Source organism: Paraglaciecola sp. L1A13 (assembly GCF_009796745.1).
In the GTDB taxonomy this organism is placed as follows: domain Bacteria; phylum Pseudomonadota; class Gammaproteobacteria; order Enterobacterales; family Alteromonadaceae; genus Paraglaciecola.
The window spans coordinates 4,435,089-4,453,679 of sequence record NZ_CP047024.1; the positions used below are offsets into that span (position 1 = coordinate 4,435,089).

At 43.1% G+C, this 18,591-nt stretch carries 20 protein-coding genes; 4 read left to right on the plus strand and 16 right to left on the minus strand.

Going from position 1 to position 18,591, the window contains the following annotated elements; genetic code table 11:
- Nucleotides 1-13: 13 nt before the first annotated feature.
- The gene (locus tag GQR89_RS18790; protein WP_158771499.1) at nucleotides 14-469 is read right to left on the minus strand and encodes a DUF1249 domain-containing protein; all 456 of its coding nucleotides are present in this window, start codon (nucleotides 467-469) and stop codon (nucleotides 14-16) included.
- A complete protein-coding gene (gene nudF, locus GQR89_RS18795; RefSeq protein ID WP_158771501.1) occupies nucleotides 453-1,073 on the minus strand; it encodes an ADP-ribose diphosphatase in 621 nt (206 codons plus the stop codon). Before nudF ends, GQR89_RS18790 begins: the two co-directional genes overlap by 17 nt.
- Nucleotides 1,074-1,293: 220 nt before the next feature.
- Between nudF and tolC the strand changes: the two genes are divergently transcribed.
- A complete protein-coding gene (gene tolC, locus GQR89_RS18800; RefSeq protein ID WP_158771503.1) occupies nucleotides 1,294-2,604 on the plus strand; it encodes an outer membrane channel protein TolC in 1,311 nt (436 codons plus the stop codon).
- A gap of 89 nt (nucleotides 2,605-2,693) precedes the next feature.
- On the opposite strand, the gene GQR89_RS18805 is transcribed toward tolC, so the two are convergent.
- Nucleotides 2,694-4,316 (minus strand): NAD(P)/FAD-dependent oxidoreductase, encoded by a 1,623-nt coding sequence (locus GQR89_RS18805; RefSeq protein WP_158771505.1) that lies wholly within the window; start codon nucleotides 4,314-4,316, stop codon nucleotides 2,694-2,696.
- Nucleotides 4,317-4,504: 188 nt separating this feature from the next.
- Here GQR89_RS18805 and fdxA point away from each other — a divergent pair, with 188 nt between their 5' ends.
- Together fdxA and GQR89_RS18815 are read left to right on the plus strand one after the other, a co-directional pair.
- Complete coding sequence (fdxA, locus tag GQR89_RS18810; RefSeq protein WP_158771507.1) at nucleotides 4,505-4,828, plus strand: ferredoxin FdxA; 324 nt, start codon at nucleotides 4,505-4,507, stop codon at nucleotides 4,826-4,828.
- 124 nt (nucleotides 4,829-4,952) lie between these two features.
- Nucleotides 4,953-6,143: a hydroxymethylglutaryl-CoA reductase gene (locus GQR89_RS18815; RefSeq protein ID WP_158771509.1), complete on the plus strand. Its 1,191-nt coding sequence runs from the start codon at nucleotides 4,953-4,955 to the stop codon at nucleotides 6,141-6,143.
- Between the two features lie 101 nt (nucleotides 6,144-6,244).
- Here GQR89_RS18815 and GQR89_RS18820 read toward each other — a convergent pair whose 3' ends face one another.
- From GQR89_RS18820 to GQR89_RS18875, 12 genes are all read right to left on the minus strand, one after another.
- Nucleotides 6,245-6,703 carry a thioesterase family protein gene (locus GQR89_RS18820; protein ID WP_158771511.1) on the minus strand — a complete coding sequence of 153 codons (459 nt, stop codon included), beginning with the start codon at nucleotides 6,701-6,703 and terminating at the stop codon, nucleotides 6,245-6,247.
- A 92-nt stretch (nucleotides 6,704-6,795) separates the two neighbouring features.
- Complete coding sequence (locus GQR89_RS18825; RefSeq protein ID WP_158771513.1) at nucleotides 6,796-7,956, minus strand: iron-containing alcohol dehydrogenase; 1,161 nt, start codon at nucleotides 7,954-7,956, stop codon at nucleotides 6,796-6,798.
- A 327-nt stretch (nucleotides 7,957-8,283) separates the two neighbouring features.
- Complete coding sequence (locus GQR89_RS18830) at nucleotides 8,284-8,850, minus strand: BON domain-containing protein (protein ID WP_158771515.1); 567 nt, start codon at nucleotides 8,848-8,850, stop codon at nucleotides 8,284-8,286.
- A gap of 277 nt (nucleotides 8,851-9,127) precedes the next feature.
- Complete coding sequence (gene dkgB / locus GQR89_RS18835) at nucleotides 9,128-9,934, minus strand: 2,5-didehydrogluconate reductase DkgB (RefSeq protein WP_158771516.1); 807 nt, start codon at nucleotides 9,932-9,934, stop codon at nucleotides 9,128-9,130.
- A 184-nt stretch (nucleotides 9,935-10,118) separates the two neighbouring features.
- Nucleotides 10,119-11,453 (minus strand): DUF2254 domain-containing protein, encoded by a 1,335-nt coding sequence (locus GQR89_RS18840; protein WP_158771518.1) that lies wholly within the window; start codon nucleotides 11,451-11,453, stop codon nucleotides 10,119-10,121.
- 68 nt (nucleotides 11,454-11,521) lie between these two features.
- The gene (locus GQR89_RS18845) at nucleotides 11,522-11,704 is read right to left on the minus strand and encodes a hypothetical protein (RefSeq protein WP_158771520.1); all 183 of its coding nucleotides are present in this window, start codon (nucleotides 11,702-11,704) and stop codon (nucleotides 11,522-11,524) included.
- Between the two features lie 182 nt (nucleotides 11,705-11,886).
- On the minus strand, nucleotides 11,887-12,081 hold the full coding sequence (locus tag GQR89_RS18850) for a hypothetical protein (protein WP_158771521.1): 195 nt from the start codon (nucleotides 12,079-12,081) through the stop codon (nucleotides 11,887-11,889).
- A 46-nt stretch (nucleotides 12,082-12,127) separates the two neighbouring features.
- Entirely contained in the window at nucleotides 12,128-12,304 is a 177-nt protein-coding gene (locus GQR89_RS18855) for a DUF1328 domain-containing protein (protein WP_006991544.1), read from the minus strand.
- A 195-nt stretch (nucleotides 12,305-12,499) separates the two neighbouring features.
- Nucleotides 12,500-13,477 carry an endonuclease/exonuclease/phosphatase family protein gene (locus GQR89_RS18860; protein ID WP_158771523.1) on the minus strand — a complete coding sequence of 326 codons (978 nt, stop codon included), beginning with the start codon at nucleotides 13,475-13,477 and terminating at the stop codon, nucleotides 12,500-12,502.
- A gap of 60 nt (nucleotides 13,478-13,537) precedes the next feature.
- On the minus strand, nucleotides 13,538-14,677 hold the full coding sequence (locus tag GQR89_RS18865) for a DUF748 domain-containing protein (protein WP_158771525.1): 1,140 nt from the start codon (nucleotides 14,675-14,677) through the stop codon (nucleotides 13,538-13,540).
- Between the two features lie 134 nt (nucleotides 14,678-14,811).
- Entirely contained in the window at nucleotides 14,812-14,970 is a 159-nt protein-coding gene (locus GQR89_RS18870; RefSeq protein ID WP_158771527.1) for a YqaE/Pmp3 family membrane protein, read from the minus strand.
- Nucleotides 14,971-15,095: 125 nt separating this feature from the next.
- Nucleotides 15,096-16,055: a YihY/virulence factor BrkB family protein gene (locus GQR89_RS18875; protein ID WP_158771529.1), complete on the minus strand. Its 960-nt coding sequence runs from the start codon at nucleotides 16,053-16,055 to the stop codon at nucleotides 15,096-15,098.
- A gap of 118 nt (nucleotides 16,056-16,173) precedes the next feature.
- Between GQR89_RS18875 and GQR89_RS18880 the strand changes: the two genes are divergently transcribed.
- Nucleotides 16,174-17,340, plus strand: a complete 1,167-nt coding sequence (locus GQR89_RS18880) for a mechanosensitive ion channel family protein (protein WP_158771531.1) — start codon at nucleotides 16,174-16,176, stop codon at nucleotides 17,338-17,340.
- Nucleotides 17,341-17,370: 30 nt separating this feature from the next.
- On the opposite strand, the gene GQR89_RS18885 is transcribed toward GQR89_RS18880, so the two are convergent.
- Nucleotides 17,371-18,564, minus strand: a complete 1,194-nt coding sequence (locus GQR89_RS18885) for an MFS transporter (RefSeq protein ID WP_158771533.1) — start codon at nucleotides 18,562-18,564, stop codon at nucleotides 17,371-17,373.
- Nucleotides 18,565-18,591: the final 27 nt, after the last annotated feature.

The window sequence follows — 18,591 nt, forward strand, 5'->3', positions numbered from 1 at the left end:
TATCTCATGACGGTTAAACGCTCGTCGTTTGCAGTTGATTTTTATGTTTCGAGCAAAACAATAACCATTCACTCAAAAATAGATTCACCATTTCTTTTTCATTTTTTTGAAACATTTTACTATTGGGGTATTCATAGCTCGGCTTTAAGGCCCCAATATGTTGGGACTCAATCACCTCAGCCAATTGTGCGTCGTGGTATAAACGAATACGTACAACGGGGCGCATAAAATCTGGCCCAACCACTGATTCTTGCGCCATGGTCACCGTACTGGTGTAGCGACTACACTCAACAATTTTTATGCTGTATTTGAGGGTTTTATTGACCTCAAATTGATATTCAAGATCTTCAGTGTCGCAATCGGGTAATAATTTAATCAAGCGTACATAGTTCAACGCGCACACTCGCTGAATACTCGGCAAGTGCGGTACATATTTACGTCTTAAGTTGTGTTCATTGTTTCCAGTCATCAAGTACTCGTTGTTTATTCATAGCAAACCATTGCAACGCAATCAGCGTGGCTGCATTCTCGATCTTTCCTTGATTAATCCATTCTATCGCTTGGGCTTCTGGTACTCGGTGTACCAAAATATCTTCGCTTTCATAGTCTAGTCCATGCACACCTTTCGCCTGGCTTGCATCAACTTGAGCGACATAAATATGCAATCTTTCGGTAGTGCCGCCTGGGCTCGCCAAATAACTAAGCGCTTTTATCAAATGCGTGATCGTGACCCCGGCCTCTTCCTGAGCTTCGCGATAGCATACGTCTTCGGCTGTCTCGCCAGGGTCAATGATACCAGCCACAATCTCTAACAACCACGGTGAATTCGAAGTAGCTAAAGCACCGATACGAATTTGCTCAATCATAACGAATTCTTTTAACTTGGGATCATAAGGCAATACTGCAACTGCATGACCCCGTTCAAATATCTCACGCTCTACGATTTTACTCCAACCGCCGTCATATAATCGGTGCTTGAAGTGATATTTCACCATTTTAAAAAAGCCCTCATAAAGCGGCTCTTTGCGGGTAATTTCGACGTCTTTACTGGAAAATTGCTGAATTTTAGACATAAATCCTCTTTAATTTTTAAACTCTAGTACCATATAGTGGAGCAGCATTTATCAGTCGAAAGCCAGTATAATATTCTGTTACACTTGAGACGGTAGTTTTACGTCTGGATGTTTCGTGTTCGCGTCTAATGTCTTTAAACTTTAGCGCCTTAATATGCGACAAATAATAAACATAAAATAACGGTATCGCTGCCACAAGCAAATTCATCAAGGAAACCACATGAAAAAAACACTTCTTTCGCTATTGATTAGCTTTGGCGTATCGACCCACGCACTTGCCGATGACCTACTAAGCGTATATCAACAAGCGTTGCAAAACGATCCCGCTACATTGCAATCTCAAGCCAGTAGAGAAGCCGCTTTTTCTGATATAGAAATCAGTCGAGCTGGTCTATTGCCGCAAATTTCACTGACCTTAGATGTGGCAGAAACCTACGGTGATTTAGACCGCTCAACCAACGACGCAACCTTGAATCTAACACAATCGATTTATGACCGTTCACTTTGGGTTGGTTTAGACCGTGCCGAATTGGTTGCCAGTCAATCTGACGCAAGCCTTGCATTAACCATGCAAAACCTAATTTTACGTACCGTTAGCGCTTATTTCGATACCCTTCAAGCCCAAGACGATTTGGCCTTTGCCCGCGCTGAAAAACGTGCAATTGCGCGCCAACTTGAGCAAACAAAACAACGCTTCGAAGTCGGTTTAACCGCTATTACCGATGTGCATGAAGCACAAGCCCAATACGATACTTCGGTAGCTGCTGAAATCAGTGCTGAAAACGTAGTGGAAACTAATCTCGAAGCACTTCGAGAAATTACTGGTTTTTATTACCCTGATTTGAATGTACTTAACACCCAACAATTCTCTGCCAGCATGCCAACTCCTGCTAACGTGAACAGTTGGTTGAAAATGGCAGAAGAAAAGAATTTAGAACTATTGGTGTCAAACGCCAGTGTTGATATTGCAAAATTCGATATTAAAAGTGCCCGTGCAGGTCATTATCCGACGGTTAGTTTAGGTGGCACTGCAAACACGAATGATACTGATGGTTTTACCACTAACCCTGATGCGGGTGGTAGTGACCGTTTCAATACTTACGGGGTACAACTGACCGTTGATGTACCTTTGTATACTGGTGGCCTCGTCACCGCCAACGTTGAATCTGCGAAACACAGATTTGTTGCCACCAGCGAAGATCGTGAACGTATTCATCGCTCGGTTATTCGCAGCATCCGTTCAAACTATAACGATGTGAAAGCATCCATTTCACGTATTAAAGCGTTTGAACAGGCCGTTATTTCAGCGCAAAGTGCATTAAAAGCCACTGAAGCCGGTTTTGATGTGGGTACACGTACCATAGTCGATGTATTAAACAGTACCCGTAATTTGTTTGATGCCCGTCGAAACTTATCGAGTGCTCGCTACGGTTATGTTATCAGTGTGCTTAATCTTAAATTGGCTGCAGGTACTTTGTCTGTTGAAGATATTACCGATATCAATCAAGGCTTAACGGCGCAGATGAAATAATCGATGTGTTAATCACTACACTCGATATGCATAAAAAAAGCAGCTAAGGCTGCTTTTTTTATGCATAAAGCATCGACCAAGCAATATACTTAGTCAATATCAGGTTCATAATTGCCTAACATAGACAAAGCAACTGCTTCAGCGACTTTAATACCATCAATACCGGCAGATAAAATACCACCGGCGTAACCCGCGCCTTCACCTGCAGGATATAGCCCATTCACATTCACACTTTGATAATCCGCCCCGCGCTTAATGGATATAGGCGAAGACGTCCGAGTTTCAACACCCGTTAACAAGCCATCTGGTTTGGCAAAGCCTTTGATCTGTTTATCAAACGCAGGAATCGCCTCGCGAATCGCGCGGATGGCATAATCGGGTAACACGTTAGACAAATCTGTTAGTTTGATGCCCGGTGTATAAGAAGGTTTCACATCCCCCAAGGTTGATGACGATATGCCCGTTAAAAAGTCACCAATAAGCTGAGCAGGTGCATCGTAATTACTGCCGCCTAATGCATACGCCTGTTCTTCTAACTGTCGTTGTAGGTCGATACCAGCCAAGGGATGTCCTGGAAAGTCTTTTTCAGGCTCAATACCTACCACAATGGCACTATTTGCATTGCGTTCGTGGCGAGAGTATTGGCTCATACCATTGGTCACCACCCGCCCTTCTTCGGACGCTGCAGCAACAACGGTTCCCCCAGGACACATACAAAAGCTGTAAACGGTACGGCCACTTTTACAATGGTGCACCAGCTTGTAATCTGCGGCACCCAAAATAGGATGGCCAGCATTTGGCCCAAAACGACACTCGTCAATCATCGACTGTTCATGTTCAATACGAAATCCCACAGAAAAGGGCTTGGCCTCGATATACACATTTCGATCGTACAACATCTTAAATGTATCCCGAGCGCTGTGTCCTACCGCCAACACAACATGTCGGCTATCTAAGCGTTCGCCTGTAGATAAACTCAAGCCCGTTAACTGACCATTTTCAATATGTACATCATCTACGCGAGTGCTAAAGCGAATTTCACCACCCAGGGCAATAATTTGCGCACGCATACGTTCAACCATAGCCACTAACTTAAACGTACCTATATGGGGTTTACTCACATACATGATTTCATCTGGCGCACCGGCCTCGACAAACTCCGTGAGTACCTTTCGTCCGTAATGCTTACGGTCTTTAACTTGGCTATACAGTTTGCCATCTGAAAACGTACCAGCGCCGCCTTCCCCAAACTGCACATTAGATTCGGTATTTAGTGGTTTTTTACGCCAGAAGCCAAAGGTATCTTTGGTGCGCTCTCGCACTTCTTTACCGCGCTCCAAAATAATCGGCTTGAAACCCATTTGGGCCAACAACAAACCCGCAAATAGACCACATGGCCCAAAGCCAATCACCACGGGGCGCTCCGTTAATGTCTGCGGCGCCTGACCAACAAATTGATAGCGCGTATCTGGCGATATACGCACATGGGGGTCATTTTCAAACTGGACCAGTAACGCTTCGTGATCATCTACCTCTACATCAAGAGTATAAATAAGCTGTATATCAAACTTATTTCGGGCATCGAAACCACGTTTAAACACCGATACCTGTTTCAGCTGCTCCTCTTTGCACCCTAACTTATTCAGCACAGCTTGGGTTAAGTCAGCATCTTGATGTTCAAGGGGAAGTTTTATATCAGTTAAACGCAGCATAGAAAGGTCCAAAAAGGTAAACACACGGGCACAGCCCAACACAAAAACACTAAGCCGACTATTTTAAGTCATGCTTGGCCTTGTGTCTGGTTTATTCAGCAATATCTTACTCATCTCTCCCGTTATCTTGTATTTCTATTGCCGATAAGTATGATCGTCGTTCATATCATTTAGCAAAGCTTTTACTCATGACCTTTGTAGTCACCGACAACTGCATAAAATGTAAATACACTGACTGCGTCGCCGTTTGTCCGGTGGATGCATTCTTTGAAGGGCCCAATTTTTTAGTTATCGACCCAGATATCTGCATCGACTGCGCGTTGTGTGAACCTGAATGTCCGGCCAAAGCCATTTTTCAAGATGATGATCTCTCTGCAGGTCAAGAGGCGTTTACCGAATTAAACGCCGAACTTGCCAAGGTGTGGCCTAATATTATTGAGGTGATACCGCCCCCTGACGATGCACAAGAATGGGACGGCGTACCGAACAAACTTGAGTATCTAGAAACCTAAAATAAAACAGACAGACAAACTATCATTAGAACTACTGCACATTAATTAGGCATAACGATTTCAAAATGAATGCATTTGTTGATAGTTGTAGATTCACCTTCTATCTACAAAATCGATTACACGCATGTCAGATAATAAAGCGCCAGCTTCTTTAATTCCTCGCGATAAAGAGAATGACAATACCCAAAGCATGGCCGAGCAACGTAGACAGTTTGTTACAAAACAAACTCAAACAGAACTCAATCACGTAGGACACTACTCATTGAGTCCAGAGCAAACTGCCGGAAACATCGAGAACTTCATCGGGGTCGCCCAAGTGCCAATCGGCCTAGCTGGACCAATCAAAGTCAATGGTGAACATGCAAAGGGAGAGTTTTATGTCCCTCTTGCGACAACTGAAGGCACCTTGGTCGCCAGTTATAATCGAGGCATGCGCGTACTGGGTGCAGCAGGTGGCGTTAAAGTCACAGTGGTGGACGATGCCATGCAACGGGCACCGGTGTTTATATTTAAGGATGCTCGTCAGGCCCACGCTTTCGGAATATGGGTTAACCAGCAGTTTGAAACTATAAAAAACGAAGCGCAAAGCACTACCAGTGTAGGAAAGCTGCGTAATATTGAACAATACGCTGCCGCCCGTATGTTGTATTTACGTTTTAATTTCACCACAGGTGACGCCGCAGGGCAAAACATGGTGGGCAAGGCCACGTTTGCTGCATGTGAGTGGATAAAAGCTCATTACCCAGGAGAAGGTTTACAGCGCTATAACTTATCTGGTGCCATGGATACCGACAAGAAACATTCCCAATTAAACACGCTCCACACCCGGGGAAAACGGGTTATAGCAGAAGCAAAGATCAGCAACGATATTTTGAAAAAGATGCTAGGTGTTTCGGCTGATATGTTATTTAAGATGCGCCAAGTGTCAAATATGGGCAGCTTTATGGCAGGCTCAATTAATAACGGCTCCCATTCAGCGAATGGCATTACCGCTATGTTCATTGCCTGCGGCCAAGATGCAGCCAACGTAGCGGAGTCCTCAGCAGCGTTATCTTTTGTGGACGTAGACGAGCAAGGTGATTTCTATATTGCTATTACCTTACCCTCACTTATCGTAGCCACTTATGGCGGTGGAACCGCACTGGCAACACAAAAAGAGTGTCTTGAAATTATGGACTGCTTCGGTGAAGGCAAAGCTTATAAATTAGCTGAAATTATAGGGGCAACAGTATTGGCTGGGGAGCTTTCATTAAGTGCAGCAGTGTTAGCAGGTGATTGGGTTACTAGCCATGATGCCCTCGGCAGAAATCGGTAATTATCGCTAAAGAGCAAGGTTCACAATACGCATAGCAACACGCGAGCAAAACCAATACGACCTAGCGTCGTATTGGTGTCGTCTTTGGTTATAAGCTAACACTAATCTTCTATTGCCAAATAATGACTCAATCCTTCTCGCAAAGACAAAGGTAAAGCCATGGGTAAATGAGTGGGTTTATCTACATAAACATGTACAAAGTGTCCAACGGCGCTTGCGTCATCATTTCCTTCTGAGAAAACCGCCAACTGATATACTACCGAGCTATTGCCTAGTTTTAATACCGTTAAACCTATATCTAATACCGCTGGATAACTGACCGATGCATAATATTGGCAGCGAGTTTCAACAACTAAGCCGATTGGCCCCTCGCCGTCTAAACGCAACCAACCATTGTCAATCAATAAACGATTAACCACAGTATCGAAAAAACTATAATAGGCCACGTTGTTTACATGCCCGTAAATATCATTATCGGACCAACGGGTGTCTATGGTATCAAAGTAACGAAAGTCGCTGCGTGTTGGGGGCACCTTTGTATCTGTCTTCGATGTTGTCATCAATGAATCTCCACTTTCTGCTGTTGACTAAATTTTTCACTCAAACTTTTAGCGAGCAATTAACACACTGGCTATTTTAAAAACAAGCTGACTTACCAAGCCTGTTGATACAAAGTTAGCGCGTCTTCATAAGCGACCGTGCGCGGGTTATTCATTAGCAACCGCGTTTGTAGCATAGCCCCTTGAGCAAGTGCAGGGAGATCTTGTTGGTCAATACCGTAATCACGCAAACGTTTGGTAATGCCAAGCGCTTTACAAAACTGTTCCATATACTCGATAAACCCCAACGCCTGTTCTGTCTCAGTGCGCTCAGCTAGCTTCGGATTTAACACAAGCGCTAATTGCGCATATTGGGGCTGAGCCGCACTTACATTAAAGCGCATAACATAGGGCAGCATCAGCGCATTGCTTAAGCCGTGAGCCATGTGATAAATGCCGCCTAACGGATATGCCAGTGCGTGCACTGCCGCCACAGGCGCATTTGCAAATGCTTGTCCGGCTAGCATCGCACCTAACAACGTACCACTACGGTGGTTTACGTCTTTGCCATTTCTATAACTAAGGGGTAAATGCGTTGCTAAAAGCTGCAACGCTTTAATCGCGAGATTGTCCGACAGTGGGTTCTTTTTATGTTTACTGGTAAACGCTTCAATGGCGTGTACCATGGCATCAATACCCGTTTCTGCGGTGATGTGTGCGGGTAAACCTAGCAACAATGTGGGGTCGAGAAGTGCCACATCAGGATATAAAATCGGCGATACGACACCAGCTTTGGTTGATTCTCCCGTGGTCACAATTGATATAGGTGTAACCTCAGAGCCTGTTCCAGCAGTGGTAGGCACTAGCACTAAGGGTTTACGGGTAGATAGCACCTGATCCACGCCATACATATCGGACAACGCTTGTTCTTCCATGGCTAGCACCGCGGCCAATTTTGCAGTATCCATAGAGCTACCTCCACCAATGCCCACTACAACGTCCACTTGTTTCGCTTGTTCTCCGGCTGCGCGAATAATGGCTTCAGGCGGATCAGCCAGTACCTCGTCAAATATCTGTATATTGAGGTCTGAAATTTCTAGCTGATTTAATAGGTCATCAAGTACACCCGACTTAAGTAATCCCTTGTCAGTGATTAATATAATCGACTTAGCGTTAAAACGGGTAATCAATAGCGTGGGTAATGATAAAGCGGCATTTACTGCAAAGCGGATATCCGCTACGGTTTTGAAATCGAAGTCATTGATTTTGTACATCACGGCCAACCTTGGGCTGAGATTGAATACTAATGATGCTAGCAGAGAAATTTTGCACCCAAGCTTTATCGTAGTGATATATCAAGCTCAGAATTTGTTATAGATTGGCTTTAAGCATCCAACGCTGTAAAACTAAAGATGAGGCTGTATTGTCAAATTCACCATGGATAAATACCACCACAAAGCCATGCGACAAAACACCCAATAAAGCACAACCAACTTACCGATCGGATTTGCTAAAACAGTCATGCTTGACTTACAGACTGTTAAATACAAAAACGCCCGCTGAAGCGGGCGTTTTCAATGAAGCTTTAGTCAAGCGAGATGTTAAGCTTGGCCACCTTCCTCTGTCATCTTCAGCATATCAACTACGTTCTTCACGTCATTGGTATTTTCTGCAATTTTGAGCGCTAACTGACGTTCTGCGTCATCATCGACCGTACCCGATAGCGTCACAACACCCATCTTAGACTCTACTTCGATTTCTAAGCCACTGACTTCTGATTCAAACATCAAACGGGTTTTAATCACTGTTTCAATCTTTGCGTCGTTCAGGCTTTGCATCACTTCGCCGTCTTGGTCTTCGTCTAATTCTTCGATAACGGTTAATTGATTATCAACGTCTTTAACACCATCAAGTGACATGACCAATTCGCTGGCCAACGCTTTATCGACTTCACGATCAACTTTACCGGTTAATGTTACTTTGCCATTTTTAACGTCGGTGTTGATATCGAAGGCATCTAAATTACCGTTTAGCATTAAGGTCGTTTCGGCTTTGCCGTCGATCCACGCATCGCTTGCGGTGTCCTTCCAAGTATTTTCTGCATTGGCGGCTAATGATGCAGTTCCTAACGATACGGCTACTAAAACTGAAATGATTGAATGTTTCATAAATATCTCCTTTTAAAGATTCCATATAATCAATGCCAGTTCGATGCCAACCATATAAGCTACTGATAAATATGAATTAATTTTGATTCTTTGCGGAAGTTAAAGCTGTGAGCGTGGAAATTATTACCAGAGCGTTGTAAATAATTCTACTGAGGTTGTGATATTCGACAAAGTTTAAATTTACCGATCTCGGCATTAAATGGAGATATAAAAAAACCTCAGACCATTACAGTCTGAGGTTCTAAATACTTAATAAAAAAGGTCATGTCCCGCGCTTCTACCAGTCTGGTGCAAAATCTGGATCGACTATTCGCTCCTGCGGCTCTATTGCGTCTATTTTTACTATTTCATCAGCCGTTAACATCAACTGCTTGGCAGTGAGGTTATCTCGCATATGCTCTACATTCGTAGACGAAGGAATTGCAACGATTTTCTTGTGATTTAACCAAGCTAAGGCGACTGCCGAAGGTGTGGTGTCATGCTCATGCGCTATGGCTTGCAGTACATCACTCTCCATAACTTTCCCTACACCTAAAGGCATGTACGCTGTTACTTGAATGTTGTTACGCTGACAATATTGCACTAGCTCGGTGTTTTGAAAGTTGGGATGAACTTCAATTTGATTGGTCAAAATTTGATCTTTACCAAGAATAGCTAACGCTTCGTCTAATTGACTTTGGGTAAAGTTAGACACACCAATATGCTTAGTCAGGCCTCGTTCTTTACAACCTTTTAGCTCTTTCAAATATTCAGACATTGGCACCTTATTATCTGGTGAAGGCCAATGAATAAGCAGTAAGTCTACGTAGTCGGTATTAAGTAATGTCAGACTATTTTGTACGCTAGTGATGAATTTAGCCGAACTGAGGTTTTCAAACCACACTTTGGTGGTCAAGAATATTTCATCTCGCTTTAACCCGGAGCCAGCGATTGCATCACCTACCTCGGCTTCATTTTCGTAAATTTGTGCAGTATCTATATGTCGATACCCCACATCAAGCGCATTCGCCACAGCTGATTTTGCTTCATCATCTTCGAGACGATAAGTACCAAATCCTGGAGTAGGTAGTGAAAAATTATGCATATGTAAGTCCTCTTGTTAAGAATACAGGCCAAATTACAGCCTGTACGTTGCAAACGTAGAAGTCTCCATTCGAATAACGTGCCAAATATTAACTGTATGAAATTAATTGCTTTTTTATACCTTGTGTAAACTTACTAAGAGATTGATGAAATATTTGCACAGCTATTTGAACTCATTACTGACGTTAAATAACTGGAGTGTCGTTATCTAATTGGCGCTTTATTTTGTCTAACCGTTTTTTTATATCTTGCCAATCCTGTGCGCCTAACGGCAATTCACTTTGTATCTGCTCGATCATAGCAGTCTGCTGGCGCACAAACTGACGATGCTCAGATGTTTGACTGAATTGCAGAATGCTAATCAGCCCCTCCAACAACCGAATAGTCACTGCCAGACTGGTTTTTGAATATTGACGTATTTGGTTAAATGCGGCCTCTCCCAGCCCAGTGAATACCACTGGTTTACACTGCAGTCTTATCACCCCTAGAGGATCTTCATACAAAGTGGGGGGAAACGTTTTGGTTGTTAAGCCACATAACACAGCACTTAACTTATCGACCACAGTTACGGCCGAATAAGGGTCATTGATCCCAGGAGAAAGCGCTCGCACTGCAATTTCCACTAGTTGGCGTATAGCAAATTCCGTATCTTGAATCGGGGTACGATGCGCACCTAAACGGATCAATTCGGTTATTTGGTCAGGCTCACAAGCAAGTGCAGAACCGTGAAAATATGCGGTACCTAAAGGAGCATTTTGCATTACAAAATCACCTGGCATGTGCTGTACATCAAGCGCCATATCGCATTCTTGCGCTAATTTTTGCAGGTTTGCAACGTCCAATGTTTGTACATAGCCACTGCTTGGAGAAATAAACGTTTGTCGATTCGGATAAACTTGACTGAAATTCGGGCCATCACCGCTGAGTTGCGGCTTTTTATCGCTGTGTTCTTTGGGAAATAGACGTTCAATAATTTCATTTAATTCGCGGTATACGTTGTCGATCACATTGTCTGCCTGGATAGCCCTGGCCACGTGATGAATAAAGTAAATGAGTACGCCAACTCCTAAGACAGCTAAGATTACCGACGTGAGAATACTCAAGCCAGGAACAAAATTTTGATCATCGAATGATTTCGTTGCCTGAATAATCAATAAGCAATAGATGAATGTTGACACGAAAAAACCCAAAACACATTGGGTGCCGGTGTCCATCATAAAGTTACGAATAAGCCTCGGACCAAATTGAGACGATGCCAAGCTTAACGCCACCACAGTAATGGAAAATGCAATACTGGTGACAGTGATCATTGACGAGGCAATAGTGGTAAGTAAAGCCCTAGCAGACTCGGGCGACGTTTGGTAAAAGTCAGCGAAAATCGGCAGTTCACTTTCGGCGCCGAAGCGATCAAACGCTAGGCCGACTTGAGACAAACCAATGGCAATAATCGCCATGATGGAAGGAACGAACCAAAAACTGGTTCTGATGGTTTCCCATAAAGTAATTATCCTTGTATTCATGTCACTTCCTTTACCTGAATGCTGCCTGATTTGAGCTGCTATTTTTAACGCTAGCGCGAGTCTTTATATTATGGGGTCTTTTTAGCATTCTTTTTCTTTATAAGAACCATAGCAGCCCCTAATACAATAATAACAAATACCCCGAAAGCAGCTAAAAATGTCATAAGAAAACTGCCATCGCCCAGACCACCTAGGCCTACGATTGCCCCAACGGAAACAATTAAAATGATAATGGTGATTTGTAATAACACCTTAAACACTCCTTGGCGTTTAACGCCAAATAAAAAATTTATACCACCTAGCTTACTAAGCCAACTTTGACTCTGTGGTATTTCGGACAGCTAAATTGTATGAGACCCATAAAATTTTAGACATTAAAAAAGGGTGCAAGCACCCTTTTTTAATAATTTAGCTTGTTTACTGCTAAAGCAGATTAACAATCTGAATCTTTAGCACCTGCACCTTCTTTCACATCTTCGCACGCATCTTCGATTGCGTTGCCTGCGTCAGTTGCCATTTCGTCAACTTTCTCACCAGCGTTTTCAGCATTGTTATCGTTACAAGCTGTCACTAAAGTAAGTGAACTAAAAACCATCGCTAAAAGTGTAAATTTCTTAAGTAAGTTCATTATGTATCTCCGTGTTTAAATAAAAGTGAAATTATGTGTTGTGAATCTAGACTTTCGGGCCTTTACCGCGAATAGCATTCGCTACCAACGATAGAACCAGTAGTACTAAAAATACAAAGAAAATGATTTTTGCAATACCAGCTGCAGTTCCGGCTATACCACCAAAACCCATAACGCCAGCTAAAATTGCGATGATTAAAAATGTTAATGCCCAACCCAACATAATATTCTCCTAATGTGTTCTAAATTGATTAACGATTATCTTAATGCTCTATTCATGCCAGCATATTAAAATCAACCTAAGATACTGATATAATTAAATTATTTTAAATTTTTCCGAAAACGTTAGTGAGAATTTGTAAACCTTTGTTGAAATATTTACAATTAGAAACGGAACAACTTTCCCAAATCATTTAGACTATTTAAGACAAATTTCAGTTAATAATGGAAAGTGGTCCGAACCAATTTCAGGCAGGCGTGACAAGTTGACGAGCTCAAAGTCGTCACTGTGAAAAACATGATCCAGTGGCCACCTAGCCAGCCGATGTTGAGCGTGAAACGTATTGAACGCACCTCGTCCGATGCGTGGGTCGCACAAACCACTTATCCGTAAAAATGCTTGCGTTGTTGGAGACCAGGCTACGTCATTTAAATCACCACTGACGATGACAGGCAATGAACCCTCCCCATCATATTTTGCAATTTCCTTGGCTAAGCCTAGCAATTCAATATCACGCTCAGTCGCCTCTTCATTCTCCGTGGGGCTCGGGGGCGCAGGGTGAACAAAGTGACACTTAACCTGCTCACCACTTTCCAGTAGGGCAACGCAATGTACCGACGGCACGCCTTTTTCCACACGCTCAGCAGTGGTAATTTGACTTAGTGGTAATCTGCTGAAAACATGCATCCCGTATAAGTTTTCCAACGGGTAGTTCACTCGGTATGGATAGGCTTCATGTAATGGTTTCAAAGCGTCTTGCCACCACTGATTACTCTCTAACGTGACTAAAATATGCGGCTGTTCTTGTTCAACCAACTTAATTAATTTTGGCGCATCATGATTGGTCATAAGTACATTGGCATTAATGATCTTAATACTGCGCTTTGGATCAGCCGATTTTATTTTCTTGACCATGACAGGCACGAGAGGTGTATAAGGTAAAATCCAATGAATTTGATAGGCAAGCGCAGCAAGATTAACGCTAATAAGCAGCGCCATATACATTAAATTTTGATGGTAGAGTGCACCCATCGCCACCAAATTAAGTATCAGTAAACCGGCTATTTGTAAGCGCGGAAATTCCCATGCTCTCACCATCCAGTGGTCGCTGGGTAAAAGCGGAGCCACCGTCAACAGTACTAGAAATGCGCTAGTAACGATAAAAATTGTGAACATGCTTATTCTCAGTATCAGTCATAAGTTAAGACAGAACTGGCTATATCGTGGACCAGCAGCTTAACTAGTTTTAAAATCGCCCCTAGGAGCAAGTGGAGTATTTTGGTTAGTTTGCTCAGCAGGTTCAGGCGCAACCACTACCTTGTCGACTTTAATATCAAATGATTTGATAAACGCATTTCTTACAATACCAACTATTGCTGGCCACAATGGCGTTTTGATATCGTCAATTTGCCCTTCAAGAGGAATTCGGGTTGCGATCAAATCTTTTTTTCCCCCTTCAAACAACTCAGATATTCCGCCAGTGACCGCTTCGAATATCCATTGAAATGGGTTATCACCATCTTCTACTACGTCTTGTTGCCAGTCAAATAAAGACAGATCATAAATACCAGCCTTGACGTAACCACTTACTTGGCCTTGATTGGCAGCAAATTCCATGGCGAAATCAAGCTGGCCCGCTTCAACATCAAACGGCGTATAGAAACTAATAAGGTGATCAATGTGCTTCACAGGTAGACGTTGCATTTCAACGTCGATATTAAAGGTCGCTTTCGTGGCGTAAGGATCATAGGAGCCAGAAATATACAAAGGACAAACACCTGCAATTTCAGCATTGAGATTCAAATTGGTAATCATGGAGCCAGTACGCGCCTTGCTATTGGTAAGGTTAGTAACTTGCCCGTGTACGTCTTGAATTTCTGTGTGAGTTTTGAGCTCGTCACTGATCGTCTCAAATATTAGCACGCCATCTACAATATCAATCCTGTCGATTGAAAACGGCACGAGACGATTTGCCAATGTGATCCATGTTTGTTCATCTTGTGCATCATCATTAATGTGCTCTTGGCGATTGGCATTATCAGCATAATATAGTTGAGGTTCAACGAAGGTCATCTCTGCAACGATCCTACCGCGCAACAATGCTGACCAAAGTACAGAGATATCCAATTGAGCAATCTTGATTAATGGTCTGGGTAAATCCCCGTCAATCAGATTTATTTCGATGTCCTCTACCTGATATGCCCCGCGATAGAGTGCTATATCTACGTCACCCACATGCCCACTCAAACCGGGCGTCGAATCAATTGCATAGTTAACTGCTTTTTCAAGAGCGTAGGGAGCCACAAGTCGCAACGCAATTATAATCACTATAACGCTGATGACAGTGACCTCGATTGTGCGATGACGAAATGCCATAAGAGACTCCCTTTATAAAAAGCATTCACCCGCTGAGCGCGGGTGAATGAAAGTAATTAACGAGTATGAAAACGTAAAAGTTACACACGTACTGGTGAATTTTACAGCTCTACTCGATTAGCTTTAAACGCTAACTAACGTCTAGCTATAATCCAAACAGCGTGAATAATGCCAGGAATATAGCCGAGTAACGTGAGTAGAATATTCAGCCAAAACGCGCCAGCTAAGCCCACTTGAAGGAAAACACCTAGCGGTGGAATTAAAATAGCAATGAGTATTCTGAGTAAATCCATAATAAAGCTCCTGTTTTATCTATGTGGTTATAATTTAAAAAACCGTCTGTTGTTAATATCTAACTAGGCAAGTTGCGTTCCTACTTTTGCCAATTTAAAATATATTTACAGTTAACCGCTACAATCTATTCTTTATCGCTTAAATCGCTTGGCCGAGTGTCTGCTACAAATGCCCCACGCTCTCCGACTGATTTATCAGCCCCATGTGTACTGTCTTGCTTCGTTTGATGTTCCATAGCTGCGTTAAACTCTGCACCAAGTAAAATGATGTAGGCGGTTAAATAAAACCACATCAGCAATACCACCACACTACCCAAAGAACCGTAGGTCTTGTCGTATTGGCCAAACTGTCCTAGATAAAATGAGAACCCAAACGAAAACGCGATCCATAACGTGCTGGCCAATACTGAGCCTGGCGTAACCCAGCGCCATTTAGCTTTGCTCCGATGAGGACCATATCGATAGAAAGATGCCAAGGTGATATTGAATACCACAGCCAGAATTGGCCAGGTCAGCCACGTTACCAGTAGACTGCTGTAATTTTTCAGTCCCACAAAAGATAAAATAATAGGCAGTACAGCAATACTAAATAAAGCACCACACAGTACTAAAATCGCACTCAAGGTTAACGCCACTCGCATAAACAGCATCATCAAAAAACCACGATTTTGTTTTTGACCGTAAGTAATATTACTCGCAGTAACCATGGCCTGCGCGCCCTTACTGGCACTCCAAATAGCAAATAGTGTACTGAGTAAAGCGCCGGTGCTTAGCGCTGCTTCGGACTTATCCATAATGCGACTCACTTGCCCCTGAATAAGCTCTCTCCCTTGATCGGGCACAACACCAATAAGGTAGCTCAAGTGCTGTTGTACATCATCGGGGGACACCAACAAGCCGTACACTGAGATAAATGCTGCAAGTAAAGGAAATACCGCTAACAAGAAATAAAAGCCGACACCCGCGGCGATCAACGACAAATTGTCATCGAGCATTTTTTTCACGGTCCGGCGTAAAATATCCCACCAACCTCGTAACGGAATACCTTGGGGCGTATTGGCTTGCTGACCTCTGTAGGCGCTCATTTATTTGTCCTTTTTTAGTGATATAGGCTGGTGAAAACTTGCGTGGCATCTATCTTGCGTAATATTTTGTTCTATACGTATTCAATTAAGCGTTCGCTGTTCACTATCAAGGTGCTATATGCAAATACATGCCAGCCTAAATAAAATAACTATTACGTTTATGTTCTCGATTGTCACCTATGCCATTTTTGTGCCTAACATATGGGCACAAGACCAAGCAGCCACCTCTCAGCAAGCCCTATCAGCTAAGCCGCTGGATGTTTGGGCTGATGTTATTGATTTATGGCAGCGCATTATTTTGGCATTGCCGATGATTTCGTTGGGATTACTATTTTTTGTTATCTGTTACGTCCTTGCCAGACCTATATCTACACTGCTTGTCAGACCCATCGGCTACGTCAGCCAAAGCCAACTGATCAAGCTGGTCAGCCGACGCACCATTAGCTTATTAATTATTTTACTGGGGCTATATGTTTTTCTACGCTTTGCCGGATTGAGTGAGTTCGCCATCGCCATTGTTAGTGGTACAGGCGTCATGGGGCTGATTTTGGGGTTTGCGTTTCGAGATATTGCTGAAAACTTTATCTCAAGTTTACTACTAAGCGTGCAAAAGCCATTTAAAATTGACGATGTGATAGAGGTGCAAGGCCAGCTAGGCATCGTTAAACAGGTAACCGCCAGAGCCACCACGTTAGTGGATTTTGATGGAAATCATATTCAGATCCCCAATGCGACGATCTATAAAAATATTATACGTAACTTAACGGCCAATCCCAAAATGCGTGGAAAATTCACCATCGGCATAGGATACGACTCCAGTATTTTGCATGCTCAACAGGTAGCGAATAAGGTACTGACTTCACAACCTACCATTCTTCAGGATCCAGAGCCTCAGGTTCTAGTAAATGAGCTGGGGTCGTCAACAGTGAATCTCAAAGTCTATTTCTGGATTGATGCCCAGCAGTACAGCTTACTCAAGGTCTCATCTATGCTGATGCGTTTAATTATGCGAGAGTTTGAGAAAAATAACATCAGCATGCCAGACGATGCCCGCGAGATTATATTTCCACAAGGCGTGCCAGTTCGTCAGCTATTAACACCACAGAGCCCAGCTGATCATGCTGCGATGCACAAAACAGAAAAGTTAACGGAAATTAAAGACTCGACTATAGAGCGGGATATTCGCGACGGCGAACACTTTGACGATTTATCAAGTGATAACCATGATATTCGTCAACAGGCTAAACAAGCTCGTGACCCAGAGCAAGGGCAAAATATTTTATAATTGACTACTAATAGTCACCACTCTAGCTGGCTACTTTTCTTTTTTCAGCCAATAGCTTTGTATTAAACCGAGGAATAAAAATACGCTCATAAGCGCAATAATCTGCTCGTTTATAATAGGATATAACACGGCATATATACCGCCAAAAGCAAGTAATACATAGCCGACCACTGTATTAGCCGTTGCCACATATTGGGTACGCGTGTCACCACTGGCGATATCCAGTAAATAAGTTTTTCGTGCTGTACGCACACCTGCATATCCCACTGAAAGTAAAAAGAATAAGCCAACATTTAACCACAGTGAGGCTATATCAATACACAGATAAAACCCGCCACTGGCCACAACACAAATCATACTGGCAATACGTATAGTCAATACTGCGCTTTTATCGGACCAAGTCCCCCACAAATACGACGACAAAAAAGCAGCCATTGAACTGGCGGCGATAAAATACGGTAATTGAAACGTGTCGTCCTGACTCGAGGTAATACTAACGAAAAAAGGCGCCACTAATGCACTGTGCAACAGCAAACAGCGACTAATAATTAAATGTGCTAGCGCCCGGTCTCCTTTTAGGGTTTCAATGAAAGAATGCTTTTGCTTGTTATGCTCAGGCTGAACTTGTGCATCTAATGCCAAAGATACCGGCAGTGTCGCTATAAACAGCAAACTTGCTATACCGATAATAAATAACAACCAGACTTGGTCAAACTGGTCTTTACCTAATATAAGTGCGCCAGCGCTGAGCAACGAAAGCAAGCCTGAAATGCCGCTCGCTATGCCGACTAACTTACCTCGTCGGCCTTTTGCAATTAATACTCCCTCCATGTCTTTCATGGTTAGCGAACACAAAGCTCGACCAAGACTTAACATAGTTAATAAAATCAATACCGACAAACCGGCATAAAATGGCTCAAACCATGCTACTGCGGGGATCATTCCCATTATGGCCAAAGCTTGAATGAATACTCCGACCCGCCATACTCGTTGTCTTTTAATAAATTCTTGAATGCGTTGTTTCAATGGCCATTGGGGGATAAGTGAGCCGGATTCACGAATGGGCACCAATAAGGATATCATCCAACTAGGTGCGCCGATGCTGGTCATAATCCAAGGTAGGGTCGTTTTAGCTGAAATAAGAATGTCCGCTAGCTTGGTCATAGTTGAAATGACCACTAAGCGCACAAACGCGCTAGTGCTCGACGATTTGCTCGATTGCATTCTTTCTATTTCCCTTAACGCACAGAA